Source organism: Gulosibacter sediminis (assembly GCF_030011715.1).
Taxonomy (GTDB): domain Bacteria; phylum Actinomycetota; class Actinomycetes; order Actinomycetales; family Microbacteriaceae; genus Gulosibacter; species Gulosibacter sediminis.
The window spans coordinates 15,664-41,548 of sequence record NZ_JASCYH010000022.1; the positions used below are offsets into that span (position 1 = coordinate 15,664).

The window sequence follows — 25,885 nt, forward strand, 5'->3', positions numbered from 1 at the left end:
GGGACCCAAACGCAACACCCACGCGTCGAGGAGCGTGGGTACGGAGGGTGCCGCGCGGATATGCGGGGGCGCGAAGTCGGTTAGAGGTCGCGGGTCGCGATGCGGCGCACGAGGCGCTCGACCGCGAACTCGGCGTCGCGCGAGCCGCCCTTCACCATGAAGTCGGTCTCGGCGGTGAGGCGAATCGCGCGCCCGAGCTCGGGATCGCTCCAGCCCCGCAGCTCGCGTCGGGCCTGCCCGACCTGCCAGGGGGCCGCGCCGACCTGCCCGGCGAGCTGCGCATCCGAGCCGCCGAGGCCCGAGACCTTCGCCATCATGCGCAGCTTCATCGCGATGGCCGAGACGATCGGCACCGGGTTGAGCCCCGTGTCGAAGCCGGCACGCACGAGCATCAGGGCGTCGGCGAGGCGCCCGGCGATTGTCGAGTCGGCGATCTTGAAGCCCGTGGTTTCGACGCGACCGCCGTAATAGCGGTTGACGATCTCGGCGGTGATGTCGGTGTCGGGCGCAATGCTCATGAGCTGCCGCGCGGCCGCTGCGAGCTCCTCGAGGCTCGTGTTGAACGCAGCGATGAGCGCCTGCGCGGCGTCGTTGTCGACGCGTCGCTGCTGCATGCGGAACTCGTCTCGGAGGAAGCCGGAGAGGTCGTTCGCCTTGAGCGGCTGACACGAGACCTCGATCGCGAACTCGCTCGCGCGCACCGCATCCAACAGCTTCTTACCGCGATTGCCCGACTTGTGGCGCAGCACGAGGGTCGTATCGTCGACGGGCGCGGCGACGAAGCTCAGCGCCTCCTCGATAAAGCCCTCGACGGCCTCGTGCACCTGGTCGACCACGACAAGGCGGGGTTCGTTGAAGAGCGACGGGGTGACCACGGTGCTGAGGTCGCCGGGCACATACTCTTTCGCGTTGAACTCGTGCACCTCGAGCGAGGGGTCTTCGGTGCGCAGGTGGGTGCGGAGCAGCGAGGTCGCCTCGCGCGCGAAGAAGTCCTCAGCGCCACTGACGAGCACGATGGGTGCGGGGCGCACCTCGCGCCACGGAACGAGCGTCGCCTTCTGCGACTTCGTCTTCGCCGCGCCTTTTCGCTGTGCCATCGCGCTCCTTCTGCCGACTGCCCATGGTAGTCGGCGCGCGCTGGCCGCGACCCCGCTGTCCACACGTTCGGCGACGCCGCGCGCTGCCGCACCCCGCGCATCCGCGTTCGGATGACTTGGTGTCCCCAACATCCCACTTTTTGCGCGAAAACTGGGATATCGGGGACACCGTGGGGCGGGCGAGGCCGGCGCGGCCGCGGCTACGGCGCGCGGCCGGCCATCGACTGGGTAAGGCGGTCGGCGGCGAGCACGACCGGGTCGACGAGCTCGGCGAGGCGGTCTGCGTCGAGGCGCAGCGTTGGGCCCATGATGCCGAGCGCGCCCACGAGCGTCGCGTTGCGGTCGAACACCGGCGCCGCGATGCCGCTCGCGCCCTCGACCCGCTCCCCCGTGGTGATCGCGACGCCGTGCGCGCGCGTTTCGTCGACGACGCGGCGCAGCGCATCCGGGTCGATGATCGTCTCGCTCGTCAGCGACTCGAGCGGATGCGCGAGCACCTCGTCGAGCAGGCCCGGCGTCCAGGCGAGCAGTACGCGCGCGCTCGAGCCGACGTGGAGCGGCATGATGCGCCCGAGTCGCATCTCGCGGCGCAGCCCGTGGCGCGTCTCGACGACGCCGATGCACACGCGCGACAGCCCCTCAGCACGAAAGAACACTGCGGTCTCTTCGGTCTCATCGCGGAGCGCGGTGAGCGCGGGCGCGAGCAGGTCGACGATGTCGAGGCGGCGCACGGCCGGGCCGGCCCAGTAGGCCATGCGCGAGCCGATCGAATAGAGGTCGCCGTCGCGGTCAAGAAAGCCGTTCGCGACGAGGTTGCCGAGCAGGCGGTGCGACGTCGAATTCGGGATGCCCGTCGCGCGACGAATGTCGGCGGCGGTGAGCGCATCGTTGCGCAATGAAAAGGCGTCGAGGATCGCGGTGATCTTCTCGAGCACCAACAGCGGTGCTTCCTGCATGCCACCAGCCTAGCCAGCGCACACCCGAAGTTTCCACATGGCGGGAATCGCTCTACGATGTGAGACGTCCCGAATCTGCTACCTCAACGGAGAGGTCTCCCTCATGCCCGAATGGTCCATCTTTGCGGTGGTCGGCGTCGCGATCGTCGGCGTCGTGCTGCTCATCGTGCGTTTCCATGTCAACCCGGTCATCGCCCTCGCGATCGGCGCGGCCGCCATCGGCCTCGGCGGCGGGCTCGGTGCATCCGGCACCGTCGAAACCATGGCGACCGGCTTTGGCGAAACCATGGCTGAGGCCGGCCTCCTCATCGCATGGGGCGTGCTCATCGGCTCGATGCTCAACCGCCTCGGCGCTGTCTCCCGGCTTGTCGAGACGTTGCTGCGAGTGTTCGGGCCGAAGGGCGTGCCGTACGCGATCGCCGTCTCCTTCGCCACGTACCTGCAGACGATCTTCGTCGACGTCATGATCGTCATCGCCGCGCCCCTCGCCCGCCGCATCGCTCCGCGCCTCGGCAAGGCCGGCGTTGGCATCATGAGCACCGTCTTCGCAGTGAGCCTCGAGACCGGCATCGCGCTGATGGTGCCGGGTATCGGCGCCGTGATGATCGCGGCCGCCCTCGGCATTCCGATCGGCCAGATGATGCTCTGGGGCTTCGTCGTGGTGGTGCCGACCGTGCTCATCACAACGCTCATCATGACCATCGTCATGAAGGCCGGCTTCTGGAACCCAGAAAAGGACGAGCTCGCGATGATCGACGACGAGACCGTCGTCGAAGAGGTCGCGCACGAGCACGCCCGCTCGGTTGCTGGGGCCACCCGTGCCGTGCCCGTCGCGACTGGTCGCGGCAGCGTCGACTACCCCGCCGACACCACGACCGGTTTCGACGTCGACGAGCTCGACCCTGCGATCGCCGACCGCTCGCGCACGATGCCGCTGCTCGCCCAGTTCGGCCCGCTCATCTTCTCGCTGCTGCTCATCGCGACCGGTGCAATCCTCGACATCCTCGAGGTCGAGATCCCGGCCATCCAGTTCCTCGGGGCGCCCGCGATCGCCCTGCTGCTCGGCGTGATCGGCACCGCGCTCATCTGCCGCTGGGCGCTGCCGAAGGACGAGCTCGAGCGCACCCTCGTGCACGGCTTCAAGGATGCGGGCCAGATCTTCGCGCTCACCGGTGTCGGTGGCGCGCTCGCCGGCGTCATCGCGGCCACCCCGCTCGGCGACCTGCTCACCGGCTACTTCGGCGCGAGCGCCTTCGCGCCCATCCTGCTCGTGTGGGCGATCGCCGCGATCCTCCACGTCGCCGTCGGTTCGGTGACGCTTTCGGCGATGACCGCTGCGGGCATCCTCGCACCGGTCGCCGTGCAACTCGGTATCAACCCCGTGCTCATCGGCCTCGCGGCCGGCGCCGGCGCGCTGTTCCTGGTGCACGTCACCTCGAACACGTTCTGGCTGCTGCAGTCGTTCCTCGGCCAGTCGGTGCGCGGTGCGCTGAAGAGCGTCACCGTCGGCGTCTCGGTGTCGTCGGTCGTCGCGCTGTGCTGCGTGCTCGTGCTCTCCGTTTTCCTCTAATCGTCGCGAAGGAGTCCCCGCCATGACCGACACATCCCTGCCGCTGAGCGGCTTCAAGGTGCTCGAGCTCGGCAACTACATTGCCGCGCCGACCACTGGCAAGATCCTCGCCGACTTCGGCGCCGACGTCGTCAAGGTCGAGCGACCCCGCACCGGCGACGAGCTGCGCCGCTGGCGCCTCGAGGCCGGCGACACGTCGATGCTCTACCGCACGATCAACCGCGGCAAGCGCTCGATCGAGCTCGACCTGCGCTCGCCGCACGGGCGGGATGCGGTGCTTGGGCTCGCGCGCGAGGCTGACGTGCTCGTCGAGAACTTCCGCCCGGGCACGCTCGAGAAGTGGGGCATGTCGCCCACCGCACTCGCCGAGGCGAACCCGGGGCTCGTCATTGTGCGCATCTCGGCCTTCGGGCAGACCGGCCCGATGTCGCCCCAGCCCGGCTTCGCGGCCGTTGCCGAGGCCTACGGCGGGATGCGCGAGATGATCGGCGACCCCGACCGTCCGCCGGCACGCACCGGCTTCTCGATTGGCGACACGGTCGCGGGCATCTACGCCGCGTTCGGCGCTGTGATGCGCCTGCTCGAGCGCGAGCGGGGGCGTCCCGCGAGCGCCGGTCGCCTCGTCGACGTCGGCCTCAACGAGGCAGTGCTCTCGCTCACCGAGTCGCTCGTCGCCGACTGGTCGGCCTACGGTACCCGCCGCCAGCGCACGGGCGGGCGCATGGAGGGCATCGCGCCGTCGAATGCGTACCTCTGCCGCGACGGCAAGTCGATTGTCATCGCTGGCAACGGCGACGGCATCTTCAAGCGCTACATGCAGATCATTGAGCGCCCTGACCTCGGCGACGACCCGACGCTTGCCTCAAACGAGGGCCGCTGGGCGCGCCGCGACGAGCTCGACGCCGCGATCGGCGTGTGGACCGGCCAGCGCACCGCGGCCGAGGCCCTGCGCATCCTCGACGAGGTCGGCGTGCCCGCGGGCCCGATCTCGACCGCCGAGGACGTCGCGGTCGACCCACAGTTCGCGGCGCGCGACATGATTCAGCGCTTCGACATTCACGACGGCGCCGGGCTGCGCGAGGGCGTCGCGATGCCCGGCATCGTGCCCGTGCTCGGCGAGCGCTCGCTGCCGGTGTCGCATCCGGGCCCCGACCTCGGCGCACACACGAGCGAGGTGCTCGAGGAGTGGCTCGGCTGGGATGCGGCACGACGTGCCGCACTTGAGGAGGAAATTCGATGACCCCGACGATTCGTGACGTGACGCTGCGCGACGGCCTGCAGCTCACTGGCAAGCCGCTGCCGACCGAGCGGAAAGTCGCGCTCGTGCGCGAGCTCCTCGCGCTCGGCGTCGAGGAGCTCGAGATCGGTTCGATGGCGCGGCCCGACCTCGTGCCCGCCGTGGCCGACACCCTCGACGTTGTCGCGCAGCTCACGCCTCAAGAGCTGTCGCGCTGCTGGATCTGGGTGGCCACGCCCCGCCACGTCGAGCGCGCCCGCGCGGCGGGCGCGACGCGCTTTCAGTACTGTTTCAGCGCATCCGATTCGCACAACCGCGCGAACATCGGCCGCGACACCGAGACGTCGCTCGCCGCGATGCCGGAGGCGATTGCCGCTGCCGGCCCCGACGGCCAGGTGCAGCTCTGCATCGCAACCTCGTTCACGTGCCCGTTCGAAGGCGTCGTGCCAATCGAGCGACTCGAGTGGATTCTCGGCGATGCGCGCACCGAGGGCGCGACCCACGTCGTGATCGCCGACACGCTCGGGCAGGCCGACCCCGCCGAGGTGCGGCGACGCGTTGCGCTCGCGGTCGAACGGCGCGGACTGCCCGTCGTGTTTCACGGGCACGACACGTGGGGCCTCGGCGTCGCGAACTCGTTGGCGGCGGTCGAGGCTGGCGCGGTGACGCTGGATGGGGCGCTCGGCGGCCTCGGCGGCTGCCCGTTCGCGCCAGGTGCATCGGGCAACACCGCGACTGAGGACCTCGCGTTCGGTCTGCGGCCTTCGTGGGCGACGCCCGAGTCGTTTGCGACGCTCGTCGGACTCGGGCAGGAGATCACGTCGACGCTCGGCGAGGGCGACCGCGCGCGGGTGCTCGGCGGCGCGCTCAGCGAGAAGGCGCAGGCCTTCCCCTGGACGCTGCGCTAGCCGCACTGACACTCCGCACTCGTCGGCGTTGCGTTTGGGCCCGTTTTCGGCCGATTTCGGTCGCGGTTTGGGGCCCAACGCGACGCCCATGGGCCGGATGCGCGTCCAGGGCCGGTCGGGCCCGCCTGCCTAGAATGCGGGGTAGCGGGGCCGCTCGTTCGGCTCCGTCGCCGACGCGTCGGGCGCCGGTGTGACGGGATTCGCACAAGGGAGCGTCATGACCGAGCAAGCAAGCACCGCAGAAGACTTCGATTGCGCAGGCGCAGCGGGTGCGCCGGACGCTCGGTCCGCCGATGCAGCGTCAGGCGACAGCGTGGCCTCGCGCCTCGACGCGACCGCGATCGGTGTCCACACCGACGAGGTTGCCGCGCGCTACGACCACGTCATTGTCGGCGCCGGCATGGCGGGCGCCTCGGCCATTGCGGGCATCCGGGCGGAATCGCCCGACACGACGATCGGCATGTTCGGGGCCGATGTCGCGGCGCCCATCTATCGTCCCGACCTCTCGAAGACGCTCTGGGTTGACGCCGACGCGACGCTCGAGGCCTCGCTCATGATCTCGGGCGCCGAGGGCTCGGAGTCGGCGCCCGACGCGGGCACGCGCATCCACCTCGGCGTCGAGGTCGCGGCAATCCACCCGGAGGCGCACGAGATCGAGCTCGCCGATGGCCGCCGCGTCGGCTACGGCACGCTGCTGCTCGCAACGGGCGCCGAGCCGCGCGTGGTCGACGGCATCGAGCCCGGACCGCGCGTGATCGAGTACCGCACCGTGAGCGACTACCGCCGCTTGCGCGAGCTCGCGGGGCCGGGTGCGCACATCGTTGTGGTCGGCGGCGGCTTCGTCGGCAGCGAGGTCGCGGCCGTGCTCTCGGTCAACGAGGTGCGGGTCACGCTCGTCGCGAGTGTCGTGCCGGTGCTCGCGCACCAGCTTCCCGCCGCGCTCGCCGAGGCGGTCACCGCCGAGTACGGCAAGCACGACGCCGAGGTCATCACCGGGCGACTCAAGGGCGTGCGCGAGACGGATGACGGCGTCACCGTCGCGCTCGAGGACGGCTCCGAGGTCGCGGCCGATGCCGTCGTGGTCGGCGTCGGCGTGACCCCGCGCACCTCGCTCGCCGAAGCGGCCGGGCTCACGGTGCACGACGGCATCATCGTCGACGAGCAGCTGCGCGCATCCGCGGCCGACGTCTTCGCGGCCGGCGACGTCGCCCACTACCCCGATGCCCGGCTCGGTGAGCGCCGGGTCGAGCACGCCAACGCCGCCGAGACCCAGGGCAAGCTCGCCGGCCGCAACATGGCGGGCGCGGGCAAGCCGTACCGCACCACCCCGTTCTTCTGGTCGGACATGTACGACTACGGCTACGAGGCCGTCGGCGAGCTCGACACCCGCCATACCGTGGTCGAGGACTATGCGACCGGCGACGACGGCTCCCCCGACCTCACAACCGGCGTGGTCTACTACGTCGATGACGCGGGCCACGTGCGCGGTGTGCTGCTCTGGAACGTCTGGGACTCGGTAAAGCTCGCCCGTGAGCTCGTCGAGCGCACCGCATCCGAGCCCGTTGACGATCCGGCAACGCTGCGCCGCGCGATCCCCCTGCCGTAGCCGGCCGGTCAGCGGCGGAAGGCGACCTCGCCCGCGACGATGGTTGCCTCGACCTGCGTGCGCCAGAGGGTCGACGGGTCGGCGTCGAATGGGTCGGCGTCGACGGCGATGAAGTCACAGAACTTGCCCACCTCGAGTGTGCCGGTTTCGTGCTCGAGTCCGGCCGCGAATGCGCTGCCGAGCGAATGCGCGAGCAGCGCCTCGCGCACCGAGATGCGCTCCTCGGGCTCGCGGCCTCCGGCGGGCTCGCCGTCGCGACGCTGTCGCGTCACCGCGGCGTGAATCGCCAAGAACGGGTTCGCGGGCTCCACCGGGGCATCCGAACCGAACGCGAGCGTCACGCCGCGCTCGAGCAGGCTGCGCCACGGATAGTGCTGCGTCGCGCGACCGCCGAGCAGCTGCACGCTGAGCGGATAGTCGGTGGTGCAGTGCGTCGGCTGCATCGACGCGACCACCCCGAGTCTGGCGATGCGGTCAATGTCGCGCGGCTTGAGGTGCTGCGCGTGCTCGAGCCGCAGGCGCAGGCCGGCGGCCCGCGCCGCATCCGCGACCTCCTCGAACACGTCGAGCACGCGGGTGTTCGCGCGGTCGCCGATCGCGTGCACCGCGACAGCGATGCCGGCGTCGACCGCGCGCCGGGTGAGCGCGCGCAGTTCGGCGTCGTCGGTCACGGCGATGCCGGAGTTGCCGGGCTCACCCTCGAAGTCCTCGTGGAGGTGGGCGGTGTGCGGGCCGAGCGCGCCGTCCGAAAACAGCTTCACCGCGCCGCGGGTGAGCCGTTCGTCGCCGTCGTAGCTGCGCCAGCCGTCGGCGATCGCGCCCTCGAGTTCCGCGTCGCGGAGCATCTTGTGCACGCGGATGCGCAGGCGCCCCTCGCGCTGCAGTTGCAGGTACGCGTCGCCCACCTCGAGATCGTCGATGTCGGTGAGCTGCACGAGGCCCATCGCGAGCAGCTCGTCCTGCTGTTCGTCGAGCAGGTCGGCGAGCTGCCCGGGCGTCACGCTGGCGACGTGCTCGCCGACAAGGTCAGCGGCACCCTCGAGCAGCAAACCCGTCGCGCGGCCCGCGTCGTCGCGCACGATGCGGCCGCCGTCAGGGTCGGCCGTGGCGTCGGTCACGCCGGCGAGCTCAAGCGCGGCGGTGTTCGCCCACACGGCATGACCATCGATCGTGCTCAGCAGTACCGGCCGCGCGCCGAAGATTTCGTCGAGGTCGCGGCGGTCGGGCGCACCGTCGGTCCACGGATTCGCGTTCCACGCGCCGCCCATGACCCAGGCGTCACCCGGATGTTCCTCCGCCCACTCTCGCAGCAGCTCGAGGGTCTCGGCGTACGACTCGGTGTCGCGCAGGTCAGGCCCGAGCCGCTCGAGCACGCGCGCGCCGGAGTGGATGTGCGCGTCGTGGAAGGCGGGCAGCACCGCGGCGCCCGGCAGCTCCACGACCTCGGCGTCGGGCCCCGCGAACTCACGCGCCGCATCCGCCTCACCGACGAACACGATGCGGCCGTCGCGGGCCACGATGGCCCCGTCGATGGGTGACTCAGCAGCCAGGGTGTGGATGCGCGGATGACGGAACAACGTCGTGGTCATGGGTGCCTCACTTTCTCGCGTCTCAGGCTAGCCGGGCGCTGTGGCTTCCTGAACATCCACCCGCATGGTCCGCGACATCGTGGATACCGGGGTGTGGCGCGACGGTACGTCCACGCGCTGACGACCCCGTCGACCTCGAACACCGCGATCGAGCCCGCCTCGTCGGTGCGCAGCCACGGGATGCCCGCCGCGCGCAGCAGCGACAGCGCGGCGTCGGTCGGGTGCCCGTAGCCGTTGTCGGCGCCGACCGAGATGAGCGCGAGCCGCGCCCCGGTGCGCTCGTAGAGTTCGGCGAGTTGGTCGCTCGAGCCGTGATGCGACATCTTCACGACGTCGACCGGCACCAAATCGAGGTCGAGCTGCGACTGGGCCTCCTCGCCGAGATCGCCAAGAAAGAGGATGCGCAGGCAGGAGGCGCGGCAGCTCGCGGCCGGGTCGACCCGCACCGCGAGGCTCGAGTCGTTGCCCTCGAGCGTCGACGGCGCTCCCCCGTCGCCGCGGCGCGGGCCGAGCGCCGTGACCACGACATCCCCGAGCGCGAGCGTGTCGCCGGCGCCGACGAAACGCACCTGGATGTCCGCGGCCTCGAGCCGCACGGTGAGCGATTCGCCCCGCGCCTCCTCGGTGTCGGGCAGCCACACCTCGCCGACGGGCACCGACAGCTCGCCCGCGGCGCCGACGTGGTCGCGGTCGAAGTGGCTCACGAGCAGCACGTCGAGCCGCGTGACTCCGAACTCGTCGAGGCAGGCCGCGAGCGCCGCCGGATCGTCGCCAGTGTCGACGAGCACGATCGCGTCGCCCGCGCGCAGCAGCAGCGCATCGCCCTGCCCGATGTCGCAGGCGACGAGCCGCCACGTCTCGGGCAGGTCGCGCAGGCGCACGGCCAGGCGCCCGACCGTGCCCGCGACGACCACGAGCAGCGCCACGACGAGCACGACCGACGTCGCCCGCTGCAACCGCCGCCACCGCACGCCCCGCCCGCGCCGCACGACGATGACGACGCCGACACACGTGCAGATCCACGCGAGCGCCCCGACGCCGCCGCCGAGCCACGGCACCGACGCCGCGGGCAGCGCCGTCACCGTTTCGGCGATGAGGCCGATCCACTGCGCCGGCAGCCAGCTCACCCACGCGAGCGCGACGCCGAGCGGCGGCAGCGCGAGCCCGACGAGGCAGGCGACAAGCCCGACGATCGTCGCGAGCGGCGCCGCCGGGGCGGCGAGCAGATTCGCGACGACGCCGTAGAGCGGCAAGCTCGGTTCGAGCAGCAAGAGGATGGGCTGACACGCGAGCTGCGCAACGAGCGGCACCGCGATGAGCAGCGAAATGGGCGGCGGCAGCCAGCGCGAGAGCCACGCGGCGAACGGGCCGGTGCCGAGCAGCAGCCCCGCCGTCGCCGCGGTCGAGAGCGCGAAGCCGTAGTCGTGGCTCAGCCACGGGTCGGCCGCGAGCAGCACGAGCACCGCGAGCGCGAGCACCGGCACCCCGGCGATCGGCCGGGCGAGCGCATCCAGCGCGATGACGATGAGCGCCATCGCGCTCGCGCGAATCACCGAGCCCTGCGGCGTGACGAGCAGCACGAACGCGGCGAGGCCCGCGCTCGCGGCGGCGGCGCGCACCGCTCGCGGCCAGCCGGCGAGCCGGCCGATGCCGATAAGCGCGGCGACGATGATCGCGATATTCGATCCGCTGACCGCGGTTAAGTGACTCAGCGAGCTCACCTTCATCGCCGTGTCGAGGTCGTCGTCGACGAGTGATTCGTCGCCGACCGCGAGGCCGGGCACGAGCATCGCGCCAGGCGCGGGCAGCTCGCCCGCAATCTCGACGAAGCGCTCGCGCACGCCGTTCGAGAGCTGCAGCACGGGATGCGGCTCGCCCGTCACCTCGACCTCACCGCGGCCGAACGCGAGCGCCACGACGTCGTCGCCGTCCTCAGCCGCGACCACCTTCGCGTCGAGTCGCAGCCCCGTGCCGATCGGCTGCGCGTCGAGCTCGGGCGGGGTGAACAGCAGCAGCGGTGCCCCGTCGAGCGAGGTCGCGCTCGCCGAGTAGAAGTAGCCGCGCACGCCCTCGCGCGGCGGGCTCGTTGTGACAACGTCGAGAGTCAACGAAGCGTCGCGCTCGACCGCCTCCGAGAGCTCGGCCGGGATGCGCCCGGCCGCCGTCACCGCCGCGAGCCCGGCCGTCAGCACACCCGCGACCGCCGCGAGCGCGAGGGTAGCGCCCAGGCCGCGCCAGCGCATCCCGCCCCGCCAGGCCCAAGCGAGCGCCACCGCCGAGAGCACCGCGAGCGCGAGGGCGATCGGCCAGGCGGCGCCCGACCACTGCGTCGCGCACCAGGCCGCGAGCCACCCGACCGCGGCGGGCGCGAGCAGGCGGTAGTCGGGCGGCGCGGGGCCGTCTCGCGCGGGCTGTTCCGGAACGTCACTCATACCGTGACGAGGTCCTTGAGCCCGTCGAAGGTCGCCTCGCCGATGCCTGCGACATCCTTGAGCTGGTCGATGCTCGTGAAGCCGCCGTTCTGTTCGCGATAGTCGATGATGCGCTGCGACATCGCCGGGCCGATGCGCGGCAGCGTCTCAAGTTCGGTCGCGCTCGCGGTGTTGAGGTTGATGAGACCGCCCGAGCTGCCACCGCCACCCGCCGATCCGCCGCCACTGTCCGAGCTTCCGACTGGCGGCGCCTCACCCGGCTCGGGCACGTAGATCTGCTCGCCGTCGACGAGCGGGCGCGCGAAGTTGAGCTGCTCGGCGTCCGCCGCGTCGGTGACGCCGCCCGCGGCCTCGATCGCGTCGATCACGCGGTCGCCGGCCGCGAGCTCGTAGACGCCGGGCGCGTTGACGGCGCCGGCGACGTGCACGAGCACGGTGCCGGCCTCGGATGCGCCGGGCTCGGCCACGACCCCGGGCGCAGCACCGCCCGTGGCCGCGGGCGTCGCTCCGTCGCCGAGCTCGTCGAGGTCGGGGATCGCGTTCGCCCGCGGTTGCAGCGCGATCGCGAGCACGACGATCGCGCAGACGACGAGCGCGAGCACGACCACGGCACCGAGACCAAGCTTCCACCGGGGCCGCTGCGGCGCGGCAAAGAGTTGGTCGAGCTCGTCGTCGGCGAGGAGCGCGGCGGGTTTGTTCGCTTGCTCGGTGCGCTCCTCTGCGGCATCACGCTCACCTTGTGTGTCGCCGACGCGAGCACCCGCGCGGCCGCCCGTGCCGCGTGATTCGGGGTGCGCACGGAGTACGGCTTCGCGTGCCAGCCCGTCAAACGCTTGCCCGCGGGGCGCCCTCGCCTCCCGCCCGCAACCCCAGTCCGGCTCATCCAGATATGCGTCCTCGGGCGGCTCCCCCGGCGGCACGAACTCCTCAAGCCCCGCCCAGGGCACGCGGAGCCATTCGTCGTCGGGAACCGGGGCTGCGGAAGGAGATTTGGGGCGCACGCGCGGCAGGCTAGCCAGCGCATCCGGCCCCCGACCGCCAACGAAGCAGCGCCTGTGGAAACTCGCGTTTCCACAGGCGCTGCGGGAGTCAGGCCGCTAAGCCAAGGCTGAAAATTAGCCCTCGGTGAGCGGTGCCAGGTTCGGATCGTCGGCGTACACCTCGGCGGCGTTGTCCTTCGTCACGATGACCGGGTCGAGCAGAACGGACGGCACCTCGGTGCTGCCGTTGTCCATCGGCTCGGTCGTGGGGGTCTCACCCTGCTGGAGCTGCTGGATGAGCTCGATCGTGTCGGCCACGAGCTTGCGCGTGTCCTTGCTGATCGTCGAGTACTGCTGGCCAGCCATGATCGACTTCACCGACTCAACCTCCGAGTCCTGACCGGTCACGACCGGGGTCTCGAGGCCGGCGTCGCTCGCGGAGGCGAGGATCGCGCGAGCGAGCGTGTCGTTCGGCGAGAGCACGCCGTGCAGCTCGGTGCCGTCCGAGTAGTTCTGCTGGATCAGGTTGTCCATGCGCTCCTGGGCGTTCTCGGCCAGCCAGTCCTGCGTCGCCGTCTGCGCGATCTCGGTCTGACCCGACACCACGTTGAGCGTGCCGTCGTCGATGAGCGGCTGGAGCACGCTCATCGCGCCCTCGAAGAACACCGGAGCGTTCGAGTCATCGGGCGAACCCGAGAACAGTTCGATGTTGTACGAGTCCTGCTCGCCGAAGCGCTCCTTCATGCCGTCCACCAGGGCCTGGCCCTGCAGCTCGCCAACCTTGTAGTTGTCGAAGGCGATGTAGTAGTCGACGTTCGGGGTGTCCTGAATCAGGCGGTCGTAGGCGATGACAGTGATGCCAGCGTCCTTCGCGGCCTGCAGCTGCGAACCAAGCTGCGACGTGTCAGCGGCACCGATGACGATCACCTGCGCGCCGTTCTGAATCATCGTCTCGATCTGCGCCTGCTGGTCCTGCACGGCCGAGGCCGAGCCGGCGTACTGGACGTCGTCGGTGAAGCCAGCCTCCTGCAGCCCGTCGACGAACAGGTCACCGGCGAGCACCCAGTTCTCACTGGTCTTGTCGGGCAGGGCCACACCAATGCGGGCATCTGCGTCGATGGCCGCGGCGGGTGCGTCGGTCGAGTCGCCCGATGAGGCCGGGTCGCCACCACGGCCTGTGCTGCAGCCGGCGAGCAGCAAGCCCGCCACCGCTGCCAGCGCGACGGCGCCAAACAGTTTCTTCTTCATGGGGTTTTCCTTCTTCTCAGGGTGTCCAACCTCGACGATCGTTGTCGAGGATGTGCGGGATGGAGTTGTTGAGTTAGGTGGTGGACTTCGGGTCGGATGCGGCAACTGAGTCGGATTTCGCCGCGACCGGGTCGGTCGGGTCGGCGGGTTGCGCCTCGCCCGTCGTCGCCTCGAGCTCGACGGCCGCCTGTTTCGCCTTCATCTTCGCCATCATCGTGCCGATAATCGACGGGCCGCCGGCGCGCTTGTTCATGACGTCGATACCGACGGCGACGAGCAGCACGAGGCCCTTGATGATCTGCATGCGGTCGGTCGAGACACCGATGAGCTGCAGGCCGTTGTTGAGCACGGCCATGACGAGACCACCAATGACCGAGCCCATGACGGTACCGACACCACCGGCGACCGCGGCGCCACCGATGAACACACCGGCGATGGCGTCGAGCTCCCAGCCCGTGCCGTCGGCGGGGCCGGCCGCGCCAGCGCGGGCCGCCCAGAGCATCCCGGCGATACCGGCGAGCGTCGACATGTTCATCATCACGAAGAAGTCGGTGCGGCGATCGTTCACGCCCGACAGCTGCGCGGCGCGGCGGTTGCCACCAACGGCGTAGATGTGGCGGCCGGTGCGAGTGCGCGAGGTGATGAACGCGTAGAACATGATCAGCACGGCGAGGATGATGCCCGAGATCGGGAAGCTCGTGCCGAGTCGGCCGGAGGCGAACAGCAGGGTCGCGTAGATCACGATCGCGACGAGGATCGCCGTGCGGGTGATCGTCACCCAGCTCGGTTCGAGCACCGCCTCCATGTTCTTGCGCTTCGCGCGGTTGCGCACCTGGCTGTAGATGATTGCCGCGATGATGATCGCGCCGAGCAGCAGCGTGAGGTTATTGAAGCCGGTGTAGGGGCCGACCTCGGGCATGAAGCCGTAGAGCGCCTGCTTGAACTCATCGGGCACGGCCACCGTCTGCGCCTGGCCGACCCACTGCTGCGCGCCACGCCAGATGAGCATGCCGGCGAGCGTCACGATGAACGCGGGGACCCCGACGTAGGCCACCCAGAAGCCCTGGAACGCACCGATCGCGGCGCCGAGGAGAATGCCGAGCAGGATGCCGCCCCACCAGGGCAGGCCCCAGTCGCGCATCGACGTCGCGACCACGATGCCGACGAACGCGGCGACCGAGCCGACCGACAGGTCGATGTGGCCGGCGATGATCACCATCACCATGCCGACCGAGAGCAGCAGGATGAACGAGTACGCCTGCACGAGATTGATCGCGTTACCCGGCGAGAGTGTCGTACCACCGGTCCACACCTGGAAGATGAGGATGATCGCGACGAGCGCGAAAAGGATGCCGAGCTTCTTCAGCGAACCGCGCTGGCCGAAGATCTGCCAGACGTCGCCGAATCGGAATCCACGCTTTTCGGTCGAGTTGTCGGCCATCATGCCGGGGTGCCTTTCTTTACTGGTGCCATGTGGCGCATGAGCTCTTCTTGGTCGACGCCGTTCGCGTCGAGTTCGCTCGTGATCTCGCCCTCAAAAATCGTGTAGATGCGGTCGGCCATGCCGATGAGTTCGGGCAGCTCGGACGAGATGAGCACGATCGCCTTGCCCGAGTCGGCGAGGCGGCGAATGATCTGGTAGATCTCGGCCTTCGCTCCGACGTCGATACCGCGGGTGGGCTCATCGAGGATGAGCAGATCGGGCTCGGTGAACATCCACTTCGCGAGCACGACCTTCTGCTGATTGCCACCCGAGAGCGTGTCGACCCCGACCTCGACCGAGGGGGCGCGCATCCGCAGCTCTTGCCGGTACTGCTCGGCGTACTTCGCCTCGGCGAGGTCGTCGACGACCGGGCCGTGCGAGATGCGCGAAAGCTTCGCGCTCACGACCGAGGTCTTGATCGGGTCGAGCAGGTTGAGGCCGAGCGACTTGCGGTCCTCACTCACGTAGGCGATGCCCGCGCTGATCGCCTCCTTGACGGTGCGCAGCTTCACGGGCTTGCCGTGCATGAACGCCTCGCCCTCGAGCTTGTTGCCGTAGGCCTGGCCGAAGATGCTCATCGCGAGCTCAGTGCGGCCGGCGCCCATGAGGCCCGCGAAGCCGACGACCTCGCCCGCGCGCACCGTGAAGTTCGATGACTTCGCGACGAGGCGCGTGGGGTCGACGGGGTGCTGCACCGTCCAGTCGCGCACCTCGAACAGCACGTCGCCGATCGTGGGCTCGTGCTCGGGGAATCGATTGCCGAGCGTGCGGCCGACCATGCCGCGAATGATGCGGTCTTCGTCGATGGTGCCGTCGACGACGAGCGACTCGATGCTGTGGCCGTCGCGGATGATCGTGATGGTGTCGGAGACCTGCTCTATCTCGCCAAGCTTGTGCGAGATCATGATCGACGTCATGCCGCCCGCCTTGAGCTCCTCGAGTAGCTCGAGCAGCGCCTGCGAGTCGTTGTCGTTGAGCGCCGCGGTGGGCTCGTCGAGGATGAGCAGCTTCACGTCCTTCTCGAGCGCCTTCGCGATCTCGACGAGTTGCTGCTTGCCGACACCGAGGTACTTGATCGGGGTGTCGGGGTCTTCGTTCAGCCCCACGCGGTGCAGCAGGTCGATGGTGCGGCGGCGCGCCGTGTCCCAGTCGATCGCGATGCCGCGGCGCAGCTCGTGGCCGAGGAAGATGTTCTCGGTGATCGACAGCTCGGGAATAAGTGCGAGCTCCTGGTGGATGATCACGATGCCGGCGGCCTCGCTCGCGGCGATGTTGTTGAACCGCCGCACCTCACCCTGGAAGACGATGTCGCCCGTGTAGGTGCCGGCCGGGTAGACCCCCGACAGCACCTTCATGAGCGTCGACTTGCCCGCGCCGTTCTCGCCGCAAATCGCGTGGATCTCGCCCTCGCGAACGCGAAGATTCACGTTCTCGAGCGCCTTGACACCTGGGAACTCCTTGGTGATATTCACCATTTCGAGCAGGTTCGCCTGACTCGTGGACACCGGCACCTCCTCGTGCAGTGTTAGGGATTTCTCGCAGCACGTCGGCGTGATGCGTTCAATGAAGAAACCTACGGCCGTGGTTTCTTGCTGTCAACTCCTGAATGCAAACTCGTGCCGTCGGATTGCACGAGGTAGGCCAGTTCGTCGGCACGTTCGAACGCGATTGCTGCCGCACCGCGCGCGCCGCCGCCCTCGCCGAGCGTCGAGAGCTCGACCCGAGTGCGCTCGGCCACCGAGGGAATCGCAAACCGCGCGAAGCCATCGCGAATCGCCTCGATGAACACGTCGCCGGTCTCACTGAGCGGCCCGCCGACGACGACGAGCCGGGGCCCGAGCAGGTTCACCGCTGACGCGATCGACTGGCCGAGCGCGGTGCCCGCATCCTGCAGCACGCGCACCGTCGCGCGGTGATGTTCGTTCGCGAGCTTGACCAGCTCATCCCGCTTCACCTCGCGGCCGAGCGCCTCGGTGAGGTGCTGCAACACGACCGGCGTCGAGGCGACGGTTTCGAGGCAGCCGCGGTTGCCGCAGCGGCAGTGGCTGCCCGACGAGTCGACCGTCGAATGGCCGATCTCGCCCGCGATGCCGAAGCCGCCGGTGTAGAGCGAGCCGCCGACGACGATGCCCGCGCCAATGCCGGTGCCGACCTTGACGAACATGTAGTCGCGCTCGTCGATCGCGGCGCCCCAGGTGCGCTCGGCAAGCGCGCCAGCATCGGCGTCGTTCGCGAATTGCACGGGCATGCCGAGGGCGCGTTCGACGTCGCTCGCGGTGCGGCCGAGCCACTCGGGCAGGATCGTGCCGTCGAGCACCTGGCCGCTCGCGCCATCGATGGGGCCGGGGATCGCGACGACGATCGCGGCGACGTCGTCATCGTCGCGCTCGTACTCGGCGAGGGATGCGGTGAGCAGCTCGCGCACCCGGCGCAGCGACTCCTCGGCCGCGCTGCCGGAGGGCATCGAGACGCGCCGTTCGGCGACGAGTTCGAGGCCCGGCGTCGCGAGCACGAGGCCCACGTGGCTGCGGCCGATATCGACCCCGACGGCGACGCGTCGGCTCGCGATGCGCGGCGTGACGAGGGTGGCTTTGCGACCCGACGAGACGGTGTCGCTCGTGTCGACCATCCCCCGCTCGCGCAGGGTGCGCACGATCGACGAGACACTCGCATTCGAGAGCTGCGTTCGCCGGGCAAGTTCGGATTGCGTGGCCGGGCCCGCACTGATGAGCTCGCGCAAGATGGCGCGCTCATTGCTCACCCGCAGGGCGGCGGTTGAACCTGGACGTCGATGGCCGGAACGCATGTGGCTATAGTGGTTCCTGCGGTCGTTGCTGTCAAGACATGAACACAACTGACCGAATTCACTCGAACTTCAAGGAAGAGGCTCGCGGATGTCATCGACTGCCCCGACCGAGCGCGGCAGTGTGCTCGCCATCGACATTGGCGGCACGAAAATCGAGGCGGGCATCGTCACCGCCGAGGGCGCGTTGCTGCCCGACTCGCGCGTGCGCGTCGCGACCGGCGCGGCCGCGAACTCCGCCGAGGGCTTCGACTCGGCGCTGCGGGATGCCGTGGCCCAGGCAAGCGCGCACCCCGTGTTCGACGATGTGGTCGGCGTCGGCATCGGCTCGGCCGGGCCGCTCGACCTCGGCGCCGGCACCGTGAGCCCCATCAACCTACCGGGCGTGCGCGCGTTCCCCGTCGTGCGCACCGCGCGCGAGGCGAGCGGCCTGCAGCGCGTGAGCCTGCGGCTCGACGGCACCTCGCTCGGCCTCGCCGAGCTCTGGCAGGGCGCCGCGCAGGGTGTGCGCAACGCCGTGATCTTCGTCGTCTCGACCGGCATCGGCGGCTGCGTCGTCACCGACGGCCGCGTCGTCGCCGGCGCGAGCGGCAATGCCGGCCACCTCGGGCAGATGGTCGTCGACGTCGTCGACCCCGAGCTTCCCGAGCGCGCGACGGTCGAGGGTCAGGCCTCGGGGATGCACACGGTCGCCTGGGCGCGCGCGCACGGCTGGTCGGGCTCGACCGGCGAGGAGCTCGCCGCCGCGCACGCTGCGGGCGATGAGATCGCCCTCGCCGCGGTCGAGCGGTCGGTGCAGGCGCTCGGGCGCGGCCTCGCGAGCTGCGCAAACCTGCTCAACACCGAGCTCGCCGTGATGGGCGGCGGCTTCGCGCACGTGACCGAGGACTACCCGGCGCGCGTCGAGCGAGCCGCGCACGCCGCATCCGTCAACGAGTTCGGCCGAGCGCTGCGGGTCGTGCGCGTGGGCCTCGGCGACGAGGCACCGCTCGTCGGCGCGGCCGCCCAGCTGCTCCACCCCGAGCTGCTCGCCTAGGCCCCGGGCCACGGGCCACGTGCAACCGCCCACGACCACGACCACTGGCCACGGCCAATCCCGTCGCGCCGCCAATCACAGGCCTGCCCACCGCTGACCCGCCGCACCACGTGCCCGCCACGGGCGCGCCACGCAACACCTATGTGTGCAGCACCGCGGACGGGTGCCGAGAGGGCAGCCCAGTTGTTCCTTCTTGAGCTGACTTCTCACGGATTCCGCAACCAGCCATGGACTCGGCCACAAAAAAAGCTAGCGTCGACACAGACCGCCGAAGCTGCCGCAAGTAGGAGTTCGACCGTATGTATGCAAACCAATCGTCACGCGGACTCCTCTCATCAATCGCAGCCGTCGGCGCGCTCACGCTGCTCGCTGGTTGCGCGTCATCGACGGCAATCAGCCAGGACGACTTCATCGAAGCTGCGGCTGACGCGGGGTATCGTTGCACTGCGACGGCGCCAAATGACGAGCGGGTCACGACCATCACCACTTGCCGCAATGCCGACGACCAGGAGACCTTATTCATCGTGTTCGACTCCTCCGACGAGGTGCAGGGCGGAGACCTCATGTTCTACCAGGACGGCGACGAGATTGTGTATGGCGACGACTGGATCGTCGTCGGCGACGACAAATCTGATGTCGATGTACTCGCCACAATCGTGAACGGTTAACGAAGCTCCAACGCCATAGGTGTTGCGTTTGGCCCCATTTCGCGGCTGATTTCGCCGAACCTTGGGGCTAAACGCAACACCTATGGGGTGGGACGTGGCGTCGTGGGTGCGACGGCGCCGTGCCTACTTCGCGACGATGTTCACGAACTTCGGCGCCTTGACGATCACCTTGCGGATGGTCGCGTCGCCGATCGCGCGCTGGGCACCCTTGGCGTCGCGCGCGAGCTGCTCGAGCTCCGCATCCGTAATGTCGGGCGACACCTCGAGCTTGTCGCGCAGCTTGCCGTTGACCTGCACGATCGCGGTGACGGTGTCGGCGACGAGCAGTGACGGGTCGGCCTCAGGCCAGGCGATGTGTGCGAGGGCACCGTCGCGGGTGTCGGCCGCGTGGCCGAGCCGCTCCCACATGTCGGAGGCGACGTAGGGCGCGAACAGGTCGAGCACGAGCGCGATTGCCTCGGCACCCTCGCGCACGGCAGGGTCGGCGGCGCCGGGGCCCTGGTCGATCGCCTTGCGGATCGTGTTCGTGAGCTCCATCAGGCGCGCGATAACGACGTTGTACTTGAAGCCCTCGCCGAGCTGGCGCACGTCGTCCCAGAAGCGGGCGACGGCGCGGCGCGTGTCGAGGTCGCCCTCGGCAAAGTCCACCCCGGCCCGCGAGGTGACCTCGCCCGAGATTCGCCAGGCGCGCGCGAGGAACTTGCCCGAACCGGCGAGCGACACGTCGGCCCAGTCGACGTCATCCTCGGGCGGCGAGGCGAACAACATGGTCGTGCGCACCGCATCCACGCCGTGGCTGTTCAGCTCATCGCCGAGCTTCACCGAGTTGCCCTTCGACTTCGACATCTTGGCGCCATTCATGATCACCATGCCCTGGTTGAGCAGCGCGGTGAAGGGCTCCTCGAACGGCACGATGCCGAGGTCGTAGAGCACCTTCGTGATGAAGCGGGCGTAGAGCAGGTGAAGGATCGCGTGCTCGACGCCGCCGATGTACTGGTCGACCGGCGCCCACTTGCGCAGCTGCTCGGGGTCGAGGATCGCGTCGGCGTTGTTCGGCGACACGAAGCGCAGGAAGTACCACGATGAGTCGACGAAGGTGTCCATCGTGTCGGAGTCGCGCGTGGCCGCACGCCCGTCGGGCGTCGTCGTCTGCACCCAGCCCTCAGCGGCCGCGAGCGGCGACTTGCCCTTCGGCTTGAGGTCGAGGCCCGCGCCGTCGGGCAGTCGCACCGGCAGCTGCTCGGCGGGCACCGGAATCTCGGTGCCGTCCTCGTCGTACATGATCGGGATGGGCGTGCCCCAGTAGCGCTGGCGCGAGATGAGCCAGTCGCGCAGGCGGAAGTTCTTCGCGGCGCGGCCCGTGCCGCGCTCGCCGAGAATCTCGATCGCGCGGGCGATCGCCTCGACCTTGCGCAGGCCGTCAAGCTCGCCGGAGTTCACGAGTTCGCCGTCGCCCGCGAGGGCCTCGCCGCTCGCCTTCGGGTCGAGCTCACCCTCGGCCTCGTCGGGGCGCACGACAACGCGCACCGGCAGGTCGAACTCGCGCGCGAAGTCGAGGTCGCGCTGGTCGTGCGCCGGCACGGCCATGATCGCGCCGTGGCCGTAGTCGGCGAGCACGTAGTCGCCCACCCAGATCGGCAGGCGTTCGCCGTTGAGCGGGTTGACGCCGTAGCGCTCGATGAACAGGCCCGTCTTCGGGCGCTCGGCGTTCGCGCGGTCGATCGCGCTGAGCTTCTGCGTCGTCTCGAGGTAGTCCTGGAACTTCATGCGCACCTCGGCGGAGGCACCCGCGACGAGCTCGGCCGCGAGGTCGCTGTCGGGCGCGACGACCATGAAGGTCGCGCCGTAGAGCGTGTCGGGGCGCGTCGTGAACACCGTCACCGGCTCGCTGCGGCCTTCGATCTCAAACTCGACATCGGCGCCCTCGGAGCGGCCGATCCAGTTGCGCTGCATGACGAGCACCTTGTGCGGCCAGTGACCCTCGAGCTGGTCGAGGTCGTCGAGCAGGCGGTCGGCGTAGTCGGTGATGCGGAAGTACCACTGGTTGAGCTTCTTCTTCTCAACCACGGCGCCGCAGCGCTCACACGTGCCGTCGGCGAGCACCTGCTCGTTCGCGAGCACCGTCTGGTCGTTCGGGCACCAGTTCACCGCCGAGAACTTGCGGTACGCGAGGCCCTTTTCGTACATCTTGAGGAACAGCCACTGGTTCCAGCGGTAGTACTCTTCGTCGGAGGTGCGCAGCACGCGCGACCAGTCGAAGCTCACGCCGTAGCGCTGCATCGACTCGGCCTGCTGCGCGATGTTCTCGTACGTCCAGTCACGCGGGTCGCCACCGTTCTTGATCGCGGCGTTCTCGGCCGGCAGGCCGAACGAGTCCCAGCCGACCGGGTGCAGCACGTTGAAGCCGCGGTGGCGCCAGTAGCGCGCGCAGGCGTCGCCGAGGGCGTACTGCTCGGCGTGGCCCATGTGCAGGTCGCCCGAGGGGTACGGGAACATGTCGAGCACGTACTTGCGGGGAAGCTCGGCGTCGGCGCGGTCCACGTCGAATAGGGCAAGGTCGTCCCAGATGGGTCGCCATTTTGCCTCGAGACGACGGAAGTCGTACTCGTCTTCGCGGGTCACCTCAGTGGTCACTGCGTCCTCTTTCGAATGTGCCGGAGCCTACAAGCTCCCTATTCTAGGCCGCCGCTAGAGCCGAAGTGTGGCGGTGACGAGCGCAGGGTCGACCGGGGTGTGCGAAATGAGAATCACGGTGCGGTCGGCGGCGGCAGCCCCGAGCAGGTCGGCGACGAGCGCGTCGGCCCGGCCTGGGTCGACGTTCGCGGTCGGCTCGTCGAGAATCAGCACCCGGAAGTCGGCGAGCAGCGCGCGGGCGAGCGCGATGCGCTGGGCCTGCCCGCCCGACACGAGCGTGCCGCGTTCGCCGACCGGCGCATCCAGGCCGCCCCGCTCGCGCACCCACGCGCCGAGGCCGACGCGCTCGAGCGCGGCCGTGAGCTGCGTATCCGTCGCCTCGGTGTTCGCGAACAGCAGGTTCTGGCGAATCGACTCGTCGAATAGGTGCGCGCGCTGCTCGATGAGGCCGATGGCGCGGCGCACCGCGTCGGGCGAGAGCTCGCGCGCCTCGACGCCGCCGATCGTGTAGCTGCCGCGGTAGTCGAGGAACCGCACGAGCGCGTTCGCGAACGTGGTCTTGCCGGCGCCGGATTCCCCCGTCACGAGCAGGCGGCTGTCGGCCGGGATGCGCAGGTCGAGGCCGTCGAGCACCGGCCCGCTCGCGCCCGGCCAGAGCACGGATGCGCCGCGCAGCTCGAGGTCGAGGGGACCGTCGGCTAGCTCGGCGCCGCCCTCGAACTCCTGCGGCAGTTCGGCGGGCACGTCGGCGGGCGCGGCCGAGGCGACGCGCTGCGCCGAGACGCGCACGCGGCGCCACGCGGCGATGGCCTGCGGCACCTGCGCGAACACCTCGAACAGCGCGAGCGGCACGAGCGCGGTGAGGGTGAGTAGTTCGGGCGCGAGTTCGCCGCGCACCGTCGGGTCGATGCCCCAGAACAGCGCGCCGGCGGTGGCGAGCCCGGCGAAGACGGTGACGGTGCCCGTGACGACACCCTCGCCGACCGAACGGCGCACAAGGGCGCGGCGCAGCTGCGCGTCGGCGTCGCGCACCTTCGCGAGCTGTGCGTCGAGGGCACCGTACGCCCGCAGGGTGGCGAGGTTCGTCACGGTGTCGTGGATGCGGTCGCTCAGGGCGCTGCGCAGGGGCGCGACGGCGCGGTCTGCCCGGCCCGCGATGCGCAGCTGCGCGCCCGTCGCAACGAGCAGCGCGGCAACGAGGCACGCGAGCAGCGTCAGCGCCGCGGGCCACGAGACGAGGCCGACGCCGATGACCGCGAGCACGGCGACGGCGAGCGACGAGACGAGCGGCTCGACGACGCGGAGCGGATAGAACTGCAACTCGTCGACGTCGTCGACGAGGCGCGCGAGCAGGTCGCCGCGGCGGGTCGTGCGCAAGCCCGCGGGCGCGAGCGGGATGAGTCGGTCGAGCAGGTCGACGCGCAGTTCGGCAAGCTGCCGGAACGACGCATCGTGGCCCATGAGCTGCCGCAGGTAGCGGAACACGGCGCGGCCGAGCGCGAAGGCGCGCACCGCGACGATCGCCCAGCCGAGCCAGAGGATGTGAATGATGAGCGACGCACGAGTGATGAGGTAGGCGCTCGTCGCGAGCAGCAGCACGACGCTGAGGCCCCAGAGGATGCCCCAGGCGATGGCCGGCCAGATGCGGCGCGGCGCGGGCAGCGCGGAGTCGAGCACGCGGGCCTCATCGGCGCCGAGACCGGGGACGAGTCGTTCGGCGAGGCTCATGCGCGCACCTCCGCGGCCGCGAGGGTGACGGTGCGGTCGGCTGCGGCGAGCACCGGCCGGCGGTGGCTCACGACGATGACGATGCGGCCCTCGTCGGCGAGCCCGCGCATCGCCTCGATAACGCGCTGCTCCCGCTCGGCATCGAGGGCTGAGGTCGGCTCGTCGAGCAGCACGATCGGGCAGTCGCGGCCCTCGGCGCGTGCAATCGTGCGGGCGAGCGAGACGCGCTGCGCCTGGCCGCCCGAGAGGCCGTCGCCGCCGACGCCGAGTTCGAGCTCAGCGCTGATGCCGGTCGCGCCGGCGCGGGTGAGCGCGGCCTGGACTGCCTCGGGCGCGAGGCCGGGCTGGCCGAGCGCGACGTTGTCGCGCACCGTGCCCTCGATGAGGCCGGCGGACTGCCCCATCCAGGCGACGTGCGTCGCGGCCTCGGCGTCGGGGATCGGGGTGGCGCCGAGCGCGCGGTCGGCAGCGTGCTCGCCGCGGATGAGGTCAAGCAGCGTCGACTTGCCGGCGCCCGACTCCCCCGCGATCGCCGTGATCTCGCCGGGCTTCGCCGTGAAGTCGAGGCCCGCCAGGATCTCGCGGTCGCCGTAGCGCACCCGCGCGTCACGGATGCGCAGCTCGGCTTGGGGCCGCGGGGTGGGGATGCTGGTGGGCGGCGGTGTGGTTGTGGTGTTGGTCGCCGCCGCCCTGGTGGTTGTGGGCGCGGCGGTCGAGGTCACGGTGCTTCCGTCTGCGGGCGCCGCGGACGCGGATGCGGATGCGGATGCGGATGCGGATGCGGATGCGGGCAGGTTGGTGGCGTGGGCGGGCGCTTTGCTGGCCTCCGCGTCGGCGCGTTCGACGAGTTCGAAGACGCGCTGCGACACCTCGACGCCCTCGGAGGCGGCGTGGAACTGGGCGCCGACCTGCCGCAGCGGCGCGAACACCTCGGGCGCGAGGATCAGCGCGAACAGGCCAACGAAGAGCGACATCTCGTTGTCGATGAGGCGAATGCCGATCTGCACGGCCACGAGCGCGACCGAGAGCGACGCGAACAGCTCGAGCGCGAAGCCCGAGAGAAACGTGACCTGCAGCACCTTCATGGTCGAGCGGCGGTAGTCATCGGTGACCTCGCGGATGCGGTCGCGCTGGCGACGCGCGCGGCCGAAGATCTTCAGCGTCGACAGGCCCTCAACAATCTCGAGGAACGCGTTCGCGAGGCGCGTCAGCGAGTCGAGCTGGGCGCGCTGCACGCGCTGCGTCGCGAGGCCGATGAGGATCATGAACAGCGGGATGATCGGGATCGTGATGATCTCGGTGATGGCCGACACGGGGTCGGCGAAGAAGGTAACGACGACGAGCAGCGGCATCGCAATCGCAGTGAGCAGCAGCTGCGGCAGGTACTTCGCGAAGTAGGAGTCGAGGGCCTCGAGGCCGTGCGTCGCGAGCGTCGTCGCTTCGGCGCTCGAGACGCCCGAACGCCCACCGAGTCGCGCGAGCGCCGAGACGACGTGGCCGCGGAGCTCCGACTTCGCGGTGGCGGCGGCGCGGGCTCCGGCCCATTCCATGCCCCACTGCGCGAGGCCGCGCACGACGACGCAGCCGACGAGCAGCCAAAGCGCCCAGGCAAGCTCGGCGAGGGGTTCGCCGGCGATCGCGCCGGTTACGCCGCGGGCAATGGCCCACGCGACGCCGACCATCGCGGCGGTCTGGAATAGCCCCAGCAGCACGCCGATAACGAGAAAGGCTCGCGACGATTTGGCGTATCGAAGCAGGCGCGGATCAAGGGGCTTCACGGTGCCCTCAGATTACCCGATCGCACCTGCGCGCCGGCCCCACGCGCCCACCCCACCCCTCTCGGTGACGTAGGCAGTTGAGTGGTGGGGTTTTTTTTTTTTGGGGGGCGCCGGCCGACAAAAAAATGCCCC

At 70.0% G+C, this 25,885-nt stretch carries 18 protein-coding genes; 6 read left to right on the forward strand and 12 right to left on the reverse strand.

Translation table 11 applies throughout. From position 1 onward, the window contains the following. Positions 1-80 precede the first annotated feature (80 nt). Together holA and QM019_RS08340 are read right to left on the reverse strand one after the other, a co-directional pair. Entirely contained in the window at positions 81-1,097 is a 1,017-nt protein-coding gene (holA, locus tag QM019_RS08335; RefSeq protein WP_282852590.1) for a DNA polymerase III subunit delta, read from the reverse strand. A gap of 200 nt (positions 1,098-1,297) precedes the next feature. Beyond that, on the reverse strand, positions 1,298-2,053 hold the full coding sequence (locus tag QM019_RS08340; protein ID WP_282852591.1) for an IclR family transcriptional regulator: 756 nt from the start codon (positions 2,051-2,053) through the stop codon (positions 1,298-1,300). 103 nt (positions 2,054-2,156) lie between these two features. On the opposite strand from QM019_RS08340, the gene QM019_RS08345 reads away from it, so the two are divergent. From QM019_RS08345 to QM019_RS08360, 4 genes are all read left to right on the forward strand, one after another. Further along, a complete protein-coding gene (locus QM019_RS08345; RefSeq protein WP_125107214.1) occupies positions 2,157-3,623 on the forward strand; it encodes a GntP family permease in 1,467 nt (488 codons plus the stop codon). Between the two features lie 22 nt (positions 3,624-3,645). Next, complete coding sequence (locus QM019_RS08350) at positions 3,646-4,863, forward strand: CaiB/BaiF CoA transferase family protein (protein ID WP_282852593.1); 1,218 nt, start codon at positions 3,646-3,648, stop codon at positions 4,861-4,863. After that, positions 4,860-5,768 carry a beta/alpha barrel domain-containing protein gene (locus QM019_RS08355; protein ID WP_282852594.1) on the forward strand — a complete coding sequence of 303 codons (909 nt, stop codon included), beginning with the start codon at positions 4,860-4,862 and terminating at the stop codon, positions 5,766-5,768. The genes QM019_RS08350 and QM019_RS08355 overlap by 4 nt, the downstream gene beginning before the upstream one ends. A 313-nt stretch (positions 5,769-6,081) precedes the next feature. Further along, positions 6,082-7,374 (forward strand): NAD(P)/FAD-dependent oxidoreductase, encoded by a 1,293-nt coding sequence (locus QM019_RS08360; protein WP_282852595.1) that lies wholly within the window; start codon positions 6,082-6,084, stop codon positions 7,372-7,374. Positions 7,375-7,382: 8 nt separating this feature from the next. On the opposite strand, the gene QM019_RS08365 is transcribed toward QM019_RS08360, so the two are convergent. From QM019_RS08365 to QM019_RS08395, 7 genes are all read right to left on the reverse strand, one after another. After that, positions 7,383-8,963: an amidohydrolase gene (locus QM019_RS08365; RefSeq protein ID WP_282852596.1), complete on the reverse strand. Its 1,581-nt coding sequence runs from the start codon at positions 8,961-8,963 to the stop codon at positions 7,383-7,385. Then, positions 8,960-11,395: a ComEC/Rec2 family competence protein gene (locus QM019_RS08370; protein ID WP_282852597.1), complete on the reverse strand. Its 2,436-nt coding sequence runs from the start codon at positions 11,393-11,395 to the stop codon at positions 8,960-8,962. Before QM019_RS08370 ends, QM019_RS08365 begins: the two co-directional genes overlap by 4 nt. After that, complete coding sequence (locus QM019_RS08375; protein WP_282852598.1) at positions 11,392-12,396, reverse strand: helix-hairpin-helix domain-containing protein; 1,005 nt, start codon at positions 12,394-12,396, stop codon at positions 11,392-11,394. Before QM019_RS08375 ends, QM019_RS08370 begins: the two co-directional genes overlap by 4 nt. Before the next feature lie 114 nt (positions 12,397-12,510). Further along, a complete protein-coding gene (locus tag QM019_RS08380; RefSeq protein ID WP_282852599.1) occupies positions 12,511-13,623 on the reverse strand; it encodes a substrate-binding domain-containing protein in 1,113 nt (370 codons plus the stop codon). Between the two features lie 73 nt (positions 13,624-13,696). After that, the gene (gene mmsB / locus QM019_RS08385; protein ID WP_282852607.1) at positions 13,697-15,064 is read right to left on the reverse strand and encodes a multiple monosaccharide ABC transporter permease; all 1,368 of its coding nucleotides are present in this window, start codon (positions 15,062-15,064) and stop codon (positions 13,697-13,699) included. After that, positions 15,064-16,581 (reverse strand): sugar ABC transporter ATP-binding protein, encoded by a 1,518-nt coding sequence (locus tag QM019_RS08390; protein ID WP_282852608.1) that lies wholly within the window; start codon positions 16,579-16,581, stop codon positions 15,064-15,066. The genes mmsB and QM019_RS08390 overlap by 1 nt, the downstream gene beginning before the upstream one ends. A 98-nt stretch (positions 16,582-16,679) precedes the next feature. Next, positions 16,680-17,912 carry an ROK family transcriptional regulator gene (locus QM019_RS08395; protein ID WP_282852600.1) on the reverse strand — a complete coding sequence of 411 codons (1,233 nt, stop codon included), beginning with the start codon at positions 17,910-17,912 and terminating at the stop codon, positions 16,680-16,682. A gap of 88 nt (positions 17,913-18,000) precedes the next feature. Between QM019_RS08395 and QM019_RS08400 the strand changes: the two genes are divergently transcribed. Together QM019_RS08400 and QM019_RS08405 are read left to right on the forward strand one after the other, a co-directional pair. After that, complete coding sequence (locus QM019_RS08400) at positions 18,001-18,945, forward strand: ROK family protein (protein ID WP_282852602.1); 945 nt, start codon at positions 18,001-18,003, stop codon at positions 18,943-18,945. A 299-nt stretch (positions 18,946-19,244) separates the two neighbouring features. Next, positions 19,245-19,613 (forward strand): hypothetical protein, encoded by a 369-nt coding sequence (locus tag QM019_RS08405; RefSeq protein WP_282828598.1) that lies wholly within the window; start codon positions 19,245-19,247, stop codon positions 19,611-19,613. A gap of 123 nt (positions 19,614-19,736) precedes the next feature. Here the strand turns inward: QM019_RS08405 and leuS are convergent, their stop codons facing one another. The 3 genes from leuS to cydD are packed head-to-tail and all read right to left on the reverse strand — an operon-like array spanning position 19,737 to position 25,753. Then, positions 19,737-22,247, reverse strand: a complete 2,511-nt coding sequence (gene leuS, locus QM019_RS08410) for a leucine--tRNA ligase (RefSeq protein ID WP_282852603.1) — start codon at positions 22,245-22,247, stop codon at positions 19,737-19,739. Between the two features lie 54 nt (positions 22,248-22,301). After that, positions 22,302-23,975, reverse strand: coding sequence for a thiol reductant ABC exporter subunit CydC (gene cydC / locus QM019_RS08415; protein ID WP_282852604.1), 1,674 nt, complete (start codon positions 23,973-23,975; stop codon positions 22,302-22,304). After that, positions 23,972-25,753, reverse strand: coding sequence for a thiol reductant ABC exporter subunit CydD (gene cydD, locus QM019_RS08420; protein WP_282852605.1), 1,782 nt, complete (start codon positions 25,751-25,753; stop codon positions 23,972-23,974). Before cydD ends, cydC begins: the two co-directional genes overlap by 4 nt. Positions 25,754-25,885 lie beyond the last annotated feature (132 nt).

Coding starts and splice junctions, on each gene's coding strand:
- QM019_RS08380 (WP_282852599.1), bottom strand. CDS start 13,623: ATGAAGAAGAAACTGTTTGGCGCCGTCGCGCTGGCAGCGGTGGCGGGC.
- QM019_RS08365 (WP_282852596.1), bottom strand. CDS start 8,963: ATGACCACGACGTTGTTCCGTCATCCGCGCATCCACACCCTGGCTGCT.
- QM019_RS08400 (WP_282852602.1), top strand. CDS start 18,001: ATGTCATCGACTGCCCCGACCGAGCGCGGCAGTGTGCTCGCCATCGAC.
- holA (WP_282852590.1), bottom strand. CDS start 1,097: ATGGCACAGCGAAAAGGCGCGGCGAAGACGAAGTCGCAGAAGGCGACG.
- QM019_RS08345 (WP_125107214.1), top strand. CDS start 2,157: ATGCCCGAATGGTCCATCTTTGCGGTGGTCGGCGTCGCGATCGTCGGC.
- QM019_RS08350 (WP_282852593.1), top strand. CDS start 3,646: ATGACCGACACATCCCTGCCGCTGAGCGGCTTCAAGGTGCTCGAGCTC.
- cydC (WP_282852604.1), bottom strand. CDS start 23,975: ATGAGCCTCGCCGAACGACTCGTCCCCGGTCTCGGCGCCGATGAGGCC.
- QM019_RS08390 (WP_282852608.1), bottom strand. CDS start 16,581: ATGGTGAATATCACCAAGGAGTTCCCAGGTGTCAAGGCGCTCGAGAAC.
- QM019_RS08370 (WP_282852597.1), bottom strand. CDS start 11,395: ATGAGTGACGTTCCGGAACAGCCCGCGCGAGACGGCCCCGCGCCGCCC.
- QM019_RS08340 (WP_282852591.1), bottom strand. CDS start 2,053: ATGCAGGAAGCACCGCTGTTGGTGCTCGAGAAGATCACCGCGATCCTC.
- QM019_RS08405 (WP_282828598.1), top strand. CDS start 19,245: ATGTATGCAAACCAATCGTCACGCGGACTCCTCTCATCAATCGCAGCC.
- QM019_RS08355 (WP_282852594.1), top strand. CDS start 4,860: ATGACCCCGACGATTCGTGACGTGACGCTGCGCGACGGCCTGCAGCTC.
- mmsB (WP_282852607.1), bottom strand. CDS start 15,064: ATGGCCGACAACTCGACCGAAAAGCGTGGATTCCGATTCGGCGACGTC.
- QM019_RS08395 (WP_282852600.1), bottom strand. CDS start 17,912: ATGCGTTCCGGCCATCGACGTCCAGGTTCAACCGCCGCCCTGCGGGTG.